General features: G+C 65.2%; 10 protein-coding genes. 1 reads left to right on the forward strand and 9 read right to left on the reverse strand.

Features of this window, described 5'->3' with window-relative positions; genetic code table 11:
* From ccoN to AC1DN0_RS38735, 7 genes are all read right to left on the reverse strand, one after another.
* Window positions 1-1,142: cytochrome-c oxidase, cbb3-type subunit I (gene ccoN, locus AC1DN0_RS38705; protein ID WP_477146493.1), on the reverse strand; the 1,142-nt coding region annotated here is incomplete at its 3' end.
* Between the two features lie 232 nt (window positions 1,143-1,374).
* Window positions 1,375-1,521: a cbb3-type cytochrome oxidase assembly protein CcoS gene (gene ccoS, locus AC1DN0_RS38710; RefSeq protein WP_006162067.1), complete on the reverse strand. Its 147-nt coding sequence runs from the start codon at window positions 1,519-1,521 to the stop codon at window positions 1,375-1,377.
* 3 nt (window positions 1,522-1,524) lie between these two features.
* Window positions 1,525-3,903, reverse strand: a complete 2,379-nt coding sequence (locus AC1DN0_RS38715; protein WP_477146494.1) for a heavy metal translocating P-type ATPase — start codon at window positions 3,901-3,903, stop codon at window positions 1,525-1,527.
* An 86-nt stretch (window positions 3,904-3,989) separates the two neighbouring features.
* Window positions 3,990-5,087, reverse strand: coding sequence for a cell division protein ZapE (gene zapE, locus AC1DN0_RS38720; protein WP_477146495.1), 1,098 nt, complete (start codon window positions 5,085-5,087; stop codon window positions 3,990-3,992).
* 149 nt (window positions 5,088-5,236) lie between these two features.
* The gene (gene lpdA / locus AC1DN0_RS38725; RefSeq protein ID WP_477111422.1) at window positions 5,237-6,673 is read right to left on the reverse strand and encodes a dihydrolipoyl dehydrogenase; all 1,437 of its coding nucleotides are present in this window, start codon (window positions 6,671-6,673) and stop codon (window positions 5,237-5,239) included.
* 133 nt (window positions 6,674-6,806) lie between these two features.
* A complete protein-coding gene (gene odhB / locus AC1DN0_RS38730) occupies window positions 6,807-8,066 on the reverse strand; it encodes a 2-oxoglutarate dehydrogenase complex dihydrolipoyllysine-residue succinyltransferase (RefSeq protein ID WP_441632166.1) in 1,260 nt (419 codons plus the stop codon).
* A gap of 97 nt (window positions 8,067-8,163) precedes the next feature.
* On the reverse strand, window positions 8,164-11,019 hold the full coding sequence (locus tag AC1DN0_RS38735; protein ID WP_441632164.1) for a 2-oxoglutarate dehydrogenase E1 component: 2,856 nt from the start codon (window positions 11,017-11,019) through the stop codon (window positions 8,164-8,166).
* 429 nt (window positions 11,020-11,448) lie between these two features.
* Between AC1DN0_RS38735 and AC1DN0_RS38740 the strand changes: the two genes are divergently transcribed.
* Window positions 11,449-13,107 (forward strand): SulP family inorganic anion transporter, encoded by a 1,659-nt coding sequence (locus AC1DN0_RS38740; protein ID WP_441632162.1) that lies wholly within the window; start codon window positions 11,449-11,451, stop codon window positions 13,105-13,107.
* Between the two features lie 27 nt (window positions 13,108-13,134).
* On the opposite strand, the gene ugpQ is transcribed toward AC1DN0_RS38740, so the two are convergent.
* Window positions 13,135-13,881, reverse strand: a complete 747-nt coding sequence (gene ugpQ / locus AC1DN0_RS38745; RefSeq protein WP_441632160.1) for a glycerophosphodiester phosphodiesterase — start codon at window positions 13,879-13,881, stop codon at window positions 13,135-13,137.
* Between the two features lies 1 nt (window position 13,882).
* Window positions 13,883-14,342 (reverse strand): TOBE domain-containing protein (locus tag AC1DN0_RS38750; protein ID WP_477146496.1); only part of this gene is annotated, 460 nt, incomplete at its 5' end.

Below are 14,342 nucleotides of genomic sequence, written 5' to 3' on the forward strand. Positions count from 1 at the left end.
CTGTACATCTCCTTCTCGCCAAACAGACGCGGGATCAGGTAATAGAGCGAGCCGATCGAAATCATCGCGACCCAGCCCAGCGCACCGGAGTGCACGTGGCCGATGGTCCAGTCCGTGTAGTGCGACAGCGCGTTGACAGTCTTGATCGACATCATCGAGCCCTCGAAGGTCGCCATGCCGTAGAAGGACAGCGCCACCACCAGGAACTTGAGGATGGGATCGGTGCGCAGCTTGTGCCAGGCACCCGACAAGGTCATGATGCCGTTGATCATGCCGCCCCAAGAAGGCGCCAGCAGGATCAGCGAGAACACCATGCCGAGCGACTGCGCCCAGTCGGGCAGCGCGGTGTACTGCAGGTGGTGGGGGCCGGCCCACATATAGGTGAAGTTCAGCGCCCAGAAGTGAACGATCGACAGGCGGTAGGAGTAGATCGGGCGGCCGGCCTGCTTGGGAATGAAGTAATACATCATGCCCAGGAAGCTGGTGGTCAGGAAAAAGCCCACCGCGTTATGGCCGTACCACCACTGCACCATGGCGTCCTGCACGCCGGCATAGGCCGAGTAGGACTTCCACATCGTCACAGGCATCTCGACGTTGTTGACGATGTGCAATATGGCGATGGTCAGGATGTAAGCGCCGAAGAACCAGTTGGCCACGTAGATATGGCGGGTCTTGCGCTTCATGATGGTGCCGAAGAACACGATGGCGTAAGCCACCCAGACCAGCGTGATCAGGATGTCGATCGGCCATTCGAGTTCGGCGTATTCCTTCGAGCTGGTGAAGCCCATCGGCAGCGTGATGGCCGCGGCAACGATCACCAGTTGCCAGCCCCAGAACGTGAACGCGGCCAGCGGGCCGCAGAACAGCCGTGCCTGGCAGGTACGCTGCACGATGTAGTAGGAGGTGGCAAACAGCGCGCTGCCGCCAAACGCGAAAATGACGGCATTGGTATGCAGCGGACGCAGGCGCCCGAAGGACAGCCATGGCGTGTTGAAGTTAAGCTCCGGCCAGATCAGCTGTGCTGCGAGCAGCACGCCGACGGCCATACCGACGATCCCCCAGACTACCGTCATGACGGCAAATTGCCGCACGACGCCGTAATTGAAGGTGTCGGCGCGAGAATACGCGGCGGTGACAGCCATTCAGACCCCCAGATTGGATAAATATGAATTGATGTTGTGACTGTAGGAAAACCGCGCTCCGGGCGTCTTGATCTGTATCAAGCGCACGGGAAAGCATGGGAACTAAGGCGCAACGGCGTCTCGCATCCGCACGCATGCGCGTCGCGCGTGGGCGAGGACAGCCATTCTTGCCGCGGCAAGCGGCGGCGAAAAAGGGGGATCTCCATGCGGGGCGGAGCGCGGCCGCGATGGATCAGGGCTTGTCGTTATCGAGCAGGATGGCCTCGCCGGGCCGGTCGAGGTCGTCATATTGCCCGGCATGCAGCGCCCACCAAAGCGCGCCGGCGATCACGGCCACCAGCACCAGGCTCATCGGCACCAGCAGGTAGAGCATGTCCATGTGTCAGTCTCCGGGCTTGCCCGAGCGCAGCAGGCGCCAGGCGTTGGCCACCACCAGCAGCGACGACACCGACATGCCGATGCCCGCCATCCAGGCGGTGACATAGCCGGTCGCAGCCAGCGGGATGGCGATCACGTTGTAGGCAAAGGCCCAGCCGAGATTCTGGCGCACCACGCGGCGGGTGCGGCGAGCCATCTCCAGCGCGTTCGCGATCTCGGCCACACGGCCATGGGTCAGCACGGCATCGGCGCCGGCCTGCGCCAGCGGGGCGCCGCTGCCGATGGCGATCGAAACCTGCGCCTGCGCCAGTACCGGCGCATCGTTGATGCCGTCGCCCACCGCCAGCACAACCGCACCGGCACGCTGCAGGTTCGCCACATACTCGCGCTTGCCTTCGGGCGTGACGCCGCCCTCGCGGCGCGCGATCTGGAAATGATCGGCCCACCAGCCGACCGTGGCCGGCGTGTCGCCTGACACCAGGTGGCAGGTCACGCCGAGCGCACGCAATGCAGCAAGCAATCGCGCCGACTGCGCGCGTTCAATGTCGGCGAGCACGAACACAGCCTGCGCGCCCTTCGCACTACCCAGCCACACCAGGGTGGCGCCGCTGCGCTCGCTGGCTGCCAGCGCGGTGGAGATACCTTCACGGTCCGTGCTTGCGCTCGTGCCCAGCGCGGTAACAAACTCGCGCCGGCCCAAGCGGTAACGCTGCCCGTCCACTTCAGCCTCCAGGCCCTGCCCCGGTACATTGCGCATGGCACTGACGGCGTGCGCGCCGCAGGCGAGTCCCTGAGCCTGCGCTGCCTCGACGATGCCCCGCGCGATGGGATGCTCGCCGGAACGTTCCATGGCCGCGGCCAGTTGCAGGCTGGCATCGGCGCTGGCGTCGCCCAGGGCCAGGATTTCGGTCAGCGCGAAACGGCCTTCCGTGAGCGTGCCCGTCTTGTCGAGCATCACGTCGGTAACGGCAGCGAGCGTTTCCAGCGCGTGACCGCGCGTCAGCAGCAGCCCGCGGCGCGAAAGCGCCGCCCCGGCGGCGGCCAGCGCGGCGGGCGTGGCCAGCGAGAGCGCGCACGGGCAGCTGACCACCAGCACCGCCACCGTCACCAGCAGCGCGCGCGACGGGTCGATCCAGGCCCACCAGACCGCCCCGGCAAGGGCGGCAAGCACCAGCAATATGCCGACGAACCATCCGGCAACACGGTCGGCCACTGTGGCCAGGCGCGGCTTCTCCGCCAGCGCGCGGTCCAGTACGGCGACGATCTCGGCCAGCCGGGTCGCCGCGCCTACCTTCGACACGCGCAGCTCAAGCGGACTGGTGGTATTGAAGCAACCCGCCAATACCGGATCGCCGATACCACGCGGCACCGGACGGCTCTCGCCGGTCAGCATGGATTCGTCCAGCTCACTGGCGCCAGCAACAACGGTCGCATCGGCCGGAACCACCTCGCCAGCCTTGACGCGGATCAGGTCACCTGCACGCAAGCGCGCCACCGGCACCCGCTCGCCCGCCCCGCCTTCGGCCCGCAGGCGTTCGCAGGTGGCAGGCAACTGCCGTGCGAGCATCTCGGCGCCGCTGCGCGATGCCTGGCGCACGCGCAGTTCCAGGTATCGCGCCAGCAGCAGGAATGCGACGAACATGGTGACCGAGTCGAAGTAGACCTCGCCAGTGCCGCGCAGCGTGGCCACCGTACTGGCAAGGAAGCCCGCGCCGACGCCGATCGCCACGGGCACGTCCATGCCCAGATGGCGCTGCCTCAGGCTGCGCCATGCCCCGGCGAAGATTGGCGAAGCCGAGTACAGCACCACGGGCAAGGTCAGCACCAGGCTGGCCCAGCGCATCAACTGCAACTGGCCGGGATCGATGGTGGCTTCATGGGTGTAGATAGGCCATGCGTACATCATCACCTGCATCATGCCCAGCATGGCTACCGCCATGCGCATCAGCAGGCCACGGCGTGCGTGGCGATCCTGCCGGTCGGAGCGTGAGACCTCGAACGGCCACGCCAGGTAGCCGATGCCGGCCAGTGCCGCGAGCAAGGCGGAAACCGGCTGCTCGGCGGCGCGCCAGCGCACCACCACGCGGCGGGTCGCCACATTGGCAATCACCGATTCCACGCCAGGCAGGCTGCCGAGGTGCTGCTCGATCAGCCAGACACAGGCCCCGGCGGCGTGCAGGGTCTGCGCCAAGGCCTGGCAGCCGCCGCAGCAGAAGGATTGGTCCTTGCCGTCGATGCTGGCACGCAGGGAGGGCTCGGCGGCTGAAAGCGGCTGTCCACAGTGAAAGCAGCCTTCCTGCACGACGGCCGTCGGCGCGCCGCTTGCGCGTGCAAGCGGCGAATTGGGCAGATCGGGCAGGGAATAAGCAGGAGAAGGCGGCATCGGGGCTCTTTTTTACCAACTGCATGGTAAGAGCCCAGGCTGCAAGCCGCCTTGATACAGATCAAGCGTGCGGTGGGATGGCCGCCTCAGGTCAGCGAGGTGTCGACAGTACGGCGCGGCGCTTCGAGATATTCGCGCGACTGCATCTCGATAATGCGCGAGACCGTGCGGCTGAACTCATTGGCCATCTGACCTTCCGTATAAAGCTCATCGGCAGGCACTTCCGCGGAGATCAGCAGCTTTACCTTGTGATCATAGAAGACGTCGATCAGCCAGGTGAAACGCCRTGCTTCCGAGGACATGCGCGGCGTCATCTTCGGCACATCGGAGAGAATCACCGTGTGGAACTCGGTGGCCAGTTCGAGATAGTCGTTCTGCGAGCGCGGGCCGCCGCACAGCGTATTGAAATCGAACCAGACCGCCCCGCCCGCCTTGCGCAGCGCACGCAGTTCGCGATGCTCGATATGCAGGATGGGCGACTCGTCGGCCACACCGGCAATGCTGGTGAATGCGTGACGCAGCGCCGAACTGGCTTCGGGCCCCAGCGGCGTGTGATAGGCATCGACCTGTTCCAGCGCACGCTTGYGATAGTCGATGCCGGCATCCACGTTGAGCACATCGAGCTTCTGTTGCAGCAGTGCGATTGCCGGCAGCACACGGTCACGGTGCAGCCCGTCCGGATACAGCAGGTCGGGCCGGTAGTTGGAGGTCATCACGAACTGCACGCCGTTCTCGAACAGCTGCTGCAGCAGGCGGTGCAGGATCATCGCGTCGGCCACATCRCTGACGTGGAATTCGTCGAAGCAGATCAGGCGGAAACGCCGTGCAATCCGCTTGGCCAGTTCGTCCAGCGGGTCCGGGCGGCCACGCAGCTCTTCCAACTGGCGGTGGACCTCGCGCATGAATTCGTGGAAGTGCAGCCGCGTCTTGCGCACCACCGGCACGCAGGTATAGAAGCTGTCCATCAGGAAGGACTTGCCGCGCCCCACCCCACCCCACAGGTAGACGCCCTTGGGCACGTCCGGGTGCACCAGCAGCTTCTTCAGCGTGCTGTTGCGCCGGCTCTTGTACGCCACCCACTCGTCGTAGCACTGCTGCAGCCGGTCGACGGCGCGCAGCTGCGCCTCGTCGGAGGTGTAGCCACGTTGCTTCAGTTCCTGCTCGTAGTACTCACGGACGTTCATGCTGACTGCTTGCGCTGGATGCCGGGAGGCTCCGGCTTGAATGAGGATCGGGACGCCTGACAAGGCAAATAGCCCCTGTCGCCCCGAAAGCGAAAACGGCGCGCCGCTGGAGCGGCGCGCCGGTACTCAACAATACGAAGGCTTGTGCCTTACATATTGAGCTGGCGCTTGTCCACGGCGAGTGCGGCTTCGCGCATGACTTCCGACATCGACGGATGCGGATGGCAGGTGCGGCCGATATCTTCGCTGGCGGCCTTGAACTCCATCGCCACCACGGCTTCGGCGATCAGGTCCGACGCGTTCGCGGCAACCACATGCACGCCCAGGATCTCATCGGTCTTGGCATCGGCCAGCATTTTGACGAAGCCATCCGAATGACCCATGCCCAGCGCACGGCCGTTGGCCATGAACGGGAACTGGCCGGACTTGTACTCGCGGCCCTCGGCCTTGAGCTGCTGCTCGGTCTTGCCCACCCATGCGATTTCCGGGAAGGTGTAGATCACCCACGGAATGCAGTTGTAGTCGATGTGCGGCTTCTGGCCGGCGATGCGCTCGGCAACCGCCACGCCTTCGTCCTCGGCCTTGTGCGCGAGCATCGGGCCACGCACCACGTCACCGATGGCCCACAGGCCCGGCACCTTGGTGGCGCAGTGGTCGTCCACCTCGATAAAGCCGCGCTGGTCGGCAGCCAGGCCGATGGCGTCCAAACCGAGGTTATCGGTGTTGGGCACGCGGCCGACCGACACGATCAGGCGATCGACTTCCAGCGTCTGAGCAGCGCCGTCCTTGTCGGTGTAGCTGACAGTGACGTTGTCCTTGCCGGTCTTGACTTCCTTGACCGTCACGCCCAGGCTGAACTTCAGGCCCTGCTTGGTCAGCAGCTTCTGCGCTTCCTTCGCCACGCCTTCGTCGGCGGCGCCCAGGAAGGCCGGCAGCGCTTCCAGCACGGTGACTTCGGCACCCAGGCGGCGCCATACCGAACCCAGCTCGAGGCCGATCACGCCGGCACCGATCACACCCAGCTTCTTCGGCACGCCGGAGAACTTGAGCGCGCCTTCGTTATCGCTGACCAGCACGTTGTCCACCGCGACGCCCGGCAGGTGACGCGCCTTGGAGCCCGTGGCGATGATGACCTGCTTGGCCGTCACGACTTCGGCGCCGGCCTTGCCGGCGATCTCGACCTGGAAGCCCTCGGCGGTCTTGCCGACGAACTTGCCGTAGCCCTTGAGCAGCGTGACCTTGTTCTTGCGGAACAGGAACTCGATGCCCTTGGTCATCTTGCCGACGATATCGTCCTTGCGCTTGAGCATCTTGGCCACGTCGACCTTGACGTCGCCAACCGTGATGCCGTGGTCGCCCAGGTGATGCTGCACGTTCTCGAATTCTTCCGAGGAGGCCAGCATTGCCTTGGAGGGGATGCAACCCACGTTCAGGCAGGTGCCTCCCAGGCGCGGTTCGTCCTTGGGATCGTCGTAGGCATTGCCTTCGCAGCAGGCCACGTTCAGGCCCAGCTGGCCGGCACGGATGGCGGCGATGTAGCCGCCGGGGCCGGCACCGATGACCAGCACGTCGAATTGTTTGCTCATGGAGATTCCTTTTGCAGCCCGGGCCGGGGCAACATCGCCCGCCAGGCCGCCTTCAACTCTTCGGTCCGTCATGCCCGCCCGCGCCGCGTATATCTGCGGGCATGGCGGGCAAGACCTCAGTCAATGCGGATGATTACAGGTCCAGCAGCAGGCGGGCCGGATCTTCCAGCGCATCCTTCATGGCGACCAGGCCCAGGACGGCTTCCCGGCCGTCGATGATGCGGTGGTCGTAGGACATGGCGAGGTAGTTCATCGGACGGATCACGATCTGGCCGTCTTCCACCACCGCGCGGTCCTTGGTGGCGTGCACGCCCAGGATGGCCGACTGCGGGGGGTTGATGATCGGGGTCGACAGCATCGAACCGAAGGTGCCGCCATTGGAGATCGAGAACGTACCGCCGGTCAGCTCTTCCAGGGACAGCTTGCCGTCACGGGCCTTCACGCCGAATTCGGCGATCTTCTTCTCGATGTCCGCCAGGCTCATCTGGTCTGCGTTGCGCAGGATGGGCACCACCAGGCCGCGCGGCGAGCCCACCGCGATACCGATGTCGAAATAGCCGTGGTAGACGATGTCATTGCCGTCGATCGAAGCGTTGATCAGCGGGAACTTCTTCAGCGCATGCACCGCGGCCTTGACGAAGAAGGACATGAAACCCAGCTTGACGCCGTGTTCCTTCTCGAAGCGGTCCTTGTATTTGGCGCGCAGGTCCATCACCGGCTTCATGTTCACTTCATTGAAGGTGGTGAGGATGGCGTTGGTGGATTGCGATTGCAGCAGGCGCTCGGCAATACGGGCGCGCAGGCGACTCATCGGCACACGCTCTTCCGGACGGTCGCCCAATGCGGCGAAGTCCACCGGGGCGGAAACCTGCTGCAGCGCCGGCCTGGCGGCGGCCGGAGCCGGAGCGGCCTTGGCGGCAGGCGCGGCGGCCGGAGCCGAGGTCGCGGCCAGCACGTCGCCCTTGGTGATGCGGCCATCCTTGCCCGTGCCAGCGACCTGGCCGGCCGACAGGCCACCTTCGGCCATCAGCTTGGCTGCCGAAGGCATGGCAACGGCGCCGGCTGCGGCGGGCGCAGCGGCGGCCGGTGCGGCAGCGGCAGCAGCGGCGGGCGCCGGTGCGGCAGCAGCCGGTGCGGCGGCGCCAGCGGTGGCTTCGGTGTCGATCTTGGCGATCACTTCGTCGGCGACCACGGTGTCGCCATCGTTGCGGATGATTTGCGACAGCACGCCGGCCGACGGGGCGGGCACTTCGAGCACGACTTTGTCGGTCTCGATTTCAATCAGGATTTCGTCTTGGGCAACCGCTTCGCCCGGCTTCTTCTTCCAGTTCAGCATGGTTGCTTCTGCAACCGATTCAGAGAGTTGCGGAACCTTGACGTCAACAATAGCCATGGTTGGAATTTCCTTGATGTATTCGTTTTTGCTTAAGGCAGGTGGCAAAAAACATGGCGGTGCGCGCTCTTCGCGCGCGCCGCCATGCTGGCCACGATCATTTGGTCAGGACAAAGCCCTTGAGCTTGGAGAACGCCGCATCCAGCAGCGCCTTTTGTTGCTCGTTGTGCTTGGCGTAGTAGCCCACCGCCGGCGATGCCGAGGCGGGACGACCTGCGTAACCGAGCTTCTGGCCTTCCGCCATGTTTTCCATGATGAAATGCTGGACGAAGAACCAGGCACCCTGGTTCTGCGGCTCGTCCTGGCACCACACGATTTCGTTGGCGTTCGGGTACTTCTTCAGCTCGGCTGCCACTGCCTTGTGCGGGAACGGATACAGCTGTTCCATGCGGATGACGGCCGTGTCGGTAGCGCCGCGTTCCTTGCGGGTGTTGACCAGGTCGTAGTAGACCTTGCCCGAGCACATGATCACGCGCTTGACCTTGCTGGCGTTCAGTTCTTCGTGATCGGGGATGACCGTCTCGAAGTGACCCTTGGCCAGGTCGGACAGTGGCGAGACCGCATCCTTGTTACGCAGCAGCGACTTCGGCGTCATGATCACCAGCGGCTTGCGGAACAGACGGATCATCTGGCGGCGCAGCAGGTGGAAGATCTGGGCCGGCGTGGTCGGCTGGCAGACCTGCATGTTGTGGTCCGCGCACAGCTGCAGGAAGCGCTCGATGCGCGCCGAGCTGTGTTCCGGACCCTGGCCTTCATAGCCGTGCGGCAGCATCAGGGTCAGGCCCGAGGCGCGGCCCCACTTCACTTCGCCGGAGGAGATGAACTGGTCGATCACCACCTGGGCGCCGTTGACGAAGTCGCCGAACTGGGCTTCCCAGATCACCAGCGCGTTCGGCTCGGCCGTGGAGAAGCCATATTCGAAGCCGAGCACGGCCTCTTCCGACAGCACCGAGTCGATCACCGTGAACGGTGCCTGGTTTTCCGACACGTTCTGCAGCGGCACGTAGCTGCCGGCATCCCAGCGCTCGCGGTTCTGGTCATGCAGGACCGAGTGGCGGTGCGTGAACGTACCGCGGCCTGCATCCTGGCCGGTGATGCGCACCGGGTAGCCCGAAGCCACCAGCGACGCGAAGGCCAGGTGCTCGCCCATGCCCCAGTCGAGCGCCTGGTCGCCGCGGCCCATGTTGGCGCGATCCTTGACAACCTTCTCGACCAGCGGGTGCAACTTGAGGTGCTCGGGGATGGCGGTAATGCGTTCGGCCAGGCGCTTGAGCTCGGTCACCGGCACGGCGGTGTCGGCGGCGTCGGTCCACTTGCGGTTCAGGAACGGCATCCAGTCCACGGCGAACTTGTTCTTGAAGTTCGACAGGACGGGGTCGACCGTGTGCTTGCCCGCATCCATGGCGGCGCGGTATTCCTTGACCAGTTGATCGCCGAAGTCAGCGGGCACCAGGTTTTGCGCAGCCAGCTTGTCAGCGTACAGCTTGCGCGTGCCCGGGTGCTGGGCGATCTTCTTGTACATCAGCGGCTGGGTAACGGCCGGGGTGTCCTGCTCGTTGTGGCCCAGCTTGCGGAAGCAGATGATGTCGACCACGACATCCTTCTTGAATTCCATGCGGAATTCCACCGCCAGCTGCATGGCGAACACCACGGCTTCGGCATCGTCGCCGTTCACGTGCAGCACCGGTGCCTCGATCATCTTGACGACGTCGGTGCAATACAGCGTGGAGCGCGAGTCGCGCGGGTCCGAGGTGGTGAAGCCGATCTGGTTGTTGATCACGATGTGCATCGTGCCGCCCGTGCCGTAGCCGCGGGTCTGAGCCAGGTTCAGCGTTTCCATCACCACGCCCTGGCCTGCGAAGGCCGCGTCGCCGTGCACTTGCACCGGCAGCACTTCCGCATGGCCTGCGGGTTCGCCGCGGCGTTCCTGGCGGGCCTTGACCGAGCCTTCCACGACCGGGTTGACGATTTCCAGGTGGGAAGGATTGAAGGCGAGCGACAGGTGGATCGGGCCGCCTTCGGTGGAGACGTCGCTGGAGAAGCCCTTGTGGTACTTCACGTCGCCGGCCGGCAGGTCGTCGACGTGCTTGCCCTCGAATTCGGCGAACAGGTCAGCCGGCATCTTGCCCAGCGTATTGACCAGCACGTTCAGGCGGCCGCGGTGGGCCATGCCGATGACGATTTCCTGCACGCCCTTGCTGCCGCTGTGCTGGATCAGTTCGTCCATGGCGGCGATGAAGCTTTCACCGCCTTCSAGCGAGAAGCGCTTCTGGCCRACGTACTTGGTGTGGAGGAAACGCTCCAGGCCTTCGGCCGCCGTGAGGCGGTCGAGGATATGCTTTTTCTTCTCGAGCGTGAACACCGGCTTGGAACGCGTGGTTTCCAGACGCTCTTGCCACCAGCGCTTTTGCGCCTGGTCGCTGATGTACATGAACTCGGCGCCGATGCTGCTGCAATAGGTTTCGCGCAGGTTGTTGAGCAGCTCGCGCAGGCTCATCGATTCCTTGCCGAAATACGTATTGCTGGCGTTGAAGACGATATCGAGATCGCTTTCCGAGAAGCCGTAGAAGGCCGGATCGAGATCCGGCAGGGGCGGACGTTCCTGGCGCTTGAGCGGATCCAGGTCAGCCCAGTGCGAACCGATGTTGCGGTAAGCGGCGATCAGCTGCGTGGCAGCGACGCGCTTGCGCCCCATATCGGAGTCGGCCGAAGCAACAATTGTCTTGATCGGGCCCGCCTTGGCGCGCTCTGCGAACGAGGCGACGATGGGAGCGTGGGGGATATCGCGGGCGTTGGAGCCATCGACAGCCGGCACGTTCTGCATCGCGTCGAAGTACGCGCGCCAGTTATCGGGAACCGAGGAGGGATTTTCGAGGTAGGCCTCGTACAGCTCTTCTACATAGGGGGCATTGCCGCCGAAGAGGTACGAATTGCTCTGATACTGCTGCATCATGGGGCGCTCACTATTATCCGGGAATGCCGGAATAAAGCGGGTTTATCAACCTTCCGCGACACGGCTTGACCGGTTAGCGGATTGCAAACAACTCTTTAGGGGCAGCAACCGAAACATATTCATGCATCATTATGCAAACGGCACCACAGCGGGTGCCGAACTGTTCAGTCGCCCTGAAAGGGTCAGTTGTGCGTGGAAGGACCTAAGTCTTCACTCGCATAAGGATAGCACGTTTGACACATAAGCCGGGGGAATTTTGCCTCACGGCCCTTTTGCGGGCGTGCCACGTTGCGTAGAGGCCAATGCACGCAGCCAGCAAGGCAGCAGGGCCTGCCGGTTCGATAGCATGGACAGGAAACCAAAACCAATGGAGCGCTCGGTGTATTTCTCGAAATATCTACGCCAATCCGGCGCGAACGGCAGCCAATAATGCCAGCTCCCACCATCAACGCCGCCGCACCGAGCGCCGGCCCCGCCACATGGCGGGCAGACCTGGTGGCCGGGCTAGCCATCGCCGGTCTGTTGCTCCCCGAAGCCGTGGCCTATTCCGGTATTGCCGGACTGCCGCCGCAAGCCGGCGTGATCGCGCTCTTCGCCGGCCTGTTGGTCTACGGCGTGCTTGGCAGCAGCCGCTTTGCCATTGTCTCGGCCACGTCATCGTCGGCAGCGGTGCTGCTGGCTGCCACCACCGCTGCGGCAGAAGGTGACATGGGACTGCGCATCGCGCTTGGCACCGCGGTCATCCTGCTGGCGGGGGTGTTGTTCCTGCTGGCGTCGCTGGCGCGCCTGGGGGCGATTTCCAGCCTGATCGCCAAGCCCGTGCTGCGCGGCTTTGCATTGGGGCTGGCGCTGACCATCGTGCTTAAGCAATGCCCGAAGATCCTGGACATTCATCCGGCGCATGGCGACTTCCTGCGCCTGGCCTGGGAACTGCTCGCCGGATGGCGCCACTGGAACCTGGCAGGCGCGGCGGTGGCCCTGGTGGCGCTGGCGCTGCTGCACGTGTTCGCGCGCTGGCGCGCCATGCCGGGCGCGCTGCTGGTCATCGCCGCCGGCATCGTGCTCGATCTCAGCGGCTGGACCCAGGCGCACGGCGTGGCGGCCGTCGGCAACATCGCCTTGCAGTTCTCGGCGCCGCGGGTGCCGGAACTGACCCCGACCGACTGGATGCGAGTGGGCGAGCTGGCGGCCGCGCTGGCGCTGATCCTCTACGCCGAAAGCTACGGCTCGATCCGCACCTTTGCCATGCGCCATGGCGATATCGTCTCCCCAAACCGCGACCTAGCGGCACTGGGGCTAGCCAATCTCGCCTCGGGGCTGTTCCAGGGCATGCCGGTGGGTGCGGGTTTTTCCGCCACCTCGGCCAACGAAGCGGCCGGCGCGCAAAGCCGCCGCGCCGGCCTGGTTGCCGGCACGGTGGTCTTTGCCGCTGTGTGCACGCTGCTCCCCTGGATCTCGCACACGCCGGAGCCGGTACTCGCGGCCATCGTGATCCGCGCGGTCGGGCATAGCCTCAATCCGGGCAGCCTCAAGCCGTATTTCGACTGGCGGCGCGACCGGCTGGTCGCGCTGACCGCCTTTGCCGGCGTGCTGTTGCTGGGTGTGCTGCATGGGCTGCTGCTGGCGATCGGGGTCAGCCTGGCGATGCTGCTGCAACGCTTGTCGCGCCCGCAGGTTACGTGGCTGGGCCGCTGGGCCGATAGCCACGACTTCGTCGACATGGCGCGCCACCCCGAGGCCACCGCGCCCAAGGGACTGCTGATCGCGCGCCCGGAAGTCCCGCTGTTCTTCGGCAATATCGATAGCGTGCTTGGCACCGTGCGCCAGGCACTKGCGCACGAGCACCCCCAGTATGGCCTGGTGCTAAGCCTCGAAGAATCGTCGGATCTCGACGGCACCGTCCTGGAAGCCCTGGGCGAACTGGCGGTGTTTGCGAAGGCACACGGCATACCGCTGCGGCTCGCGCGGGTCAAGGACGAGGTGCGCGACCTGCTGGCCCACGCGCGCAACCCGGCCCTGCCCGAAGAAATGTGGCGCGGCTGGAGCGTGGACGACGCGGTCCGCGACGCGCTGGCGCAACCTGCATGAACAGGCGATGCGCCCGCGCCTGGCGGACTAGCCCTGGCGCGGCGCGATCAGGTCGACCGCGTCGGTAATCAGCGCGTCGAGCCCCCAGCCAAGCAGTTCAGTCGCGCGCTCCGGGTCATTGACCGTATAGCAGGCCACCCTGAAGCCGGCCGCATGGGCGGCCCGGATGACCTCGGCACTGAGTTCGCGATGATTGGCATCGAGCGCCACGCAGTCCAGACGGCGCAGCCGCTCCAGCCAGTCGGGTGGCAGCTTGTCGAGCAGCAGCGCGCGCGGCAGGCCCGGCGCGGCCCGACGGGCCGCCTCCAGCGACTCTTCCGAGAACGACGACAACAGCGGCTGGGTGTCGCTGCCAGCCCACAGCGCCTGGGCATCGAGGGCCACGGCGGCGCCGGTACGCCATTCCGCGCCCGGCACCGGCTTGATCTCGATATTGACCATGAACCCGTTGGCGCGCGTATAGCGGGCAATCGCCGCCAGCGTGGGAACCGGCTCCCCGGCATAGGCCGGGCTATGCCAGCTGCCCGCGTCCAGCATGGCAATCTCACCCAGGGTCAGCGCATCGGCGCGACCCTGGCCGTTGGTGGTGCGGTCGAGCGTAGCGTCGTGCAGCAACACCGGCCGCCCGTCGCCCGACAGCTTCACATCGAACTCGAACATGCGATAGCCGAACGACGCGCCGTGGCGGAAGGCCGCCAGGGTGTTCTCGGGCGCCAGCTTGCCGGCGCCCCGGTGGGCGATATGGCGCGGATAGGGCCAGGCGGCTTGGGTCATGTCAGGCCTCGATGCGTTTGCCCGAATCGGCGTCGAAGAAGTGCAGGTGCTCGGCCGTGGCCGTAATCGGCAGGCGATCGCCGCCGCGCACCGGCATGTTGCTGTCCAGCCGCACCACGACCGGCTGGCCACCCAGCGTGCCGTAGGCAAAGGAATCGGCACCCAGCGCTTCCACCAGACGAACCTCGATTTCGGCAATCGCATCGTGCGCCGCGCACGGCTCGATATGCTCGGGACGCAGGCCAAGCAGCGCGCGCTGAGGCAGGTGCAGGCCCATCGGCAGGTGGCCGAGGGTGGCGGCTTGCCCTTGGGCGCCCTCCTTCTGCTCCACACGCATCTGCGCCTCGCCCTGCCCGCCATTGGTCCGCGCAACCGGCACGAGGTTCATCGGCGGCGAGCCGATGAAGCTGGCGACGAACGTGCTGGCGGGGCGCGCATAGACTTCCAGCGGCGTGCCGATC

Source organism: Cupriavidus sp. 05N39 (genome assembly GCF_056397325.1).